Genomic DNA, 423 nt, shown 5'->3' with positions numbered 1-423 from the left:
ATCCAACTGGCTGAGAAAAGCAGGCTCGCCACAGCCGCCGACCCGGCAGGTACCGTCGCGTCCTTCGACAAGTTTGCGCATGATGATTCCTGGCTGGTAGCCATCGGCCTCTTTTATCTCTTCGGTTAAATCCCGCATCTTGTCATGTGGCATGGGCTCAGCCCGCCAGCCGAAGCCTTCAATAAAGGTCGGTGCATCCTCAATATCGCAGGCCTGGTAGGTGTGGAGCACCACCGTAGCTGGTGGCTGTATTTCACCGGAAAGCAGTTTGATGACTGCCTCAGCGACAGTGATGTCTTCCTTGGCGGCGGTCTGGTGGATGAAGGCATCGAGTTTAATGCCGGTGTCTTCCCCAACCTGCAGTTCCAACCACGCTGAGGTGCCGTTAGAAGAAAACCGGTACGTATCTTTAGGCCGGGTATC

Annotated in this window: 1 pseudogene; it reads right to left on the bottom strand. The window is 55.8% G+C overall.

The window, feature by feature from the left end:
- A pseudogene (locus HMPREF2807_RS03675) lies at positions 1–423 on the bottom strand (HNH endonuclease); the annotation flags it as partial.

The sequence above is a fragment of the Corynebacterium sp. HMSC074A09 genome (genome assembly GCF_001811545.1).
Taxonomy (GTDB): domain Bacteria; phylum Actinomycetota; class Actinomycetes; order Mycobacteriales; family Mycobacteriaceae; genus Corynebacterium; species Corynebacterium hiratae.
The sequence above is the reverse complement of the archived record's forward strand: the minus strand, read 5'-3'. Positions and strand labels throughout refer to the sequence as shown.